Genomic DNA, 1,762 nt, shown 5'->3' with positions numbered 1-1,762 from the left:
TCAAAGATACAGAAGTTATTGAATGGCACAATAGATTATTAATGGCACAGCAGTTTTATGATAATTCTGCCATAGCTAAATGTCAGGCTTTGCAAAATTTAATTGATAAATATCAGATAACTCATATAATTATTAAAAATGATGATTCTATTCAATGTTCAGGAGTAGAAAGAACTTATATCGATAATTTATATAAGATGTATCAAATTATTGAAAAATAGCTACTATTGAAAAATTTTTCTTCTTTTCTTCCTTTATATAAACAGTTATCATTGACAAAATATTCCCTGTTTGATAAAGTTCAAAAAAATTACTAACAAAAAATGCTGAAAAATCTCTAATTAATCTAGGGAAAGCAAAAAAATAATTACAGCAGACTAGGTTCTTTATTAGGAGTCAGAAGTCAGTGAGGTTTAAATTCCTAATGAAATTGAACGTAAAATCTACCATATATCACCGAAAAATTTGAGTCTGAAGCTTCTTCTTTTAAGAGGATAAAAAGCGGTTAATCTTTGCAGCTTTCCGTAGGGTGGAATGGCGAGGTCTCGGAGCCATACCTATGAGACAAAGAGAAAAAGAAGATTCCGTATTTTCTTGCCTCCTTATTACAGGAGGTACTGATAACTGATAACTGATAACTGATTTAATGTTCTATAAAAAACCTTATTTTACTTGGCTAAAAATATTTATTGCCATTACCTTAATCTTAGGAATATGTTTCAGATTCATAAATATTGACCGCAAAGTTTACTGGTACGATGAAACAATTACCTCCTTAAGAATTGCTGGTTATACTAGGGGCGAATTAGAAGATATAACCAATGAAGCTGGCATAATTAGTGGGAAATTTTTCCAGCAGTATCAAGGCACTAACTCTAATAAAAATGTCATTAATACTATCAACTCTTTAGCAACAGAAAACCCCGAACATTTACCAATTTATTTTGTACTACTCAGATGGTGGGTAAAATTATTCGGTCATTCTGTAGCAATAACCAGAAGTTTCTCAGCTTTGACCAGCTTATTAATATTTCCTTGTATTTACTGGTTATGCCGAGAATTGTTCAATCAACCATTAGTTGGAGAAATAGCGATCGCTCTGACGGCAGTTTCTCCAATTTCAGTATTATATGCTCAAGAAGCACGGGTTTATAGTTTATTTACAGTAACAATTTTATTATCAAGTATTGCCTTACTTCGGGCAATGAAAATCCCCACTAAACGTAGCTGGCAAATTTACACAGTAAGTTTAATTTTTGCCCTATATACTCATCTTTTTTCAATATTATTAGCCTTGGGTCATGGATCATATATACTTTTAATCGAAAAACTAAAATTAACCAAAAAATTCAAATCTTATCTCTTAGCATCTGTTTCTGGATTTTTAATTTTTTTACCATGGTTTATAGTAATAATTGAACATTTCGATGGCACAAAATGGGTATCTCAAGCAGCACCTTTATTAACCTTGTTGAAAAGATGGTTGATTAATTTAGGTTTTACTTTTATTGATATTCAAATTGGCTCTCCAGAAAGATTATTTGATGTCAAAAATATTGTTTTTGATAATGATGCTTTATTAAGTCTCAATACAATCTGGCCGTATCTATTATTGATAACTTTAGTCTTAGTCATATACTCAATTTATTTTATTTGTCGGAATGCACCTAAATCAGTAAGTATATTCATTTTAACCTTGATATTATTAACTCCCATGACTTTGATAATTCCCGATTTAATCTCTGGTGGACAACGTTCAACA

1 protein-coding gene and 1 pseudogene are annotated in these 1,762 nt (G+C 30.7%); both read left to right on the top strand.

Going from position 1 to position 1,762, the window contains the following annotated elements:
• Window positions 1-221: pseudogene (locus F6K13_RS31645) on the top strand (hypothetical protein); the annotation flags it as partial.
• Window positions 222-646: 425 nt separating this feature from the next.
• The coding region (locus F6K13_RS31640) for a glycosyltransferase family 39 protein (protein WP_287289655.1) at window positions 647-1,762 on the top strand (1,116 nt) is incomplete at its 3' end.

Source organism: Okeania sp. SIO2B9 (assembly GCF_010672505.1).
Classification (GTDB): Bacteria; Cyanobacteriota; Cyanobacteriia; order Cyanobacteriales; family Microcoleaceae; genus Okeania; species Okeania hirsuta.
The sequence above is the reverse complement of the archived record's forward strand: the minus strand, read 5'-3'. Positions and strand labels throughout refer to the sequence as shown.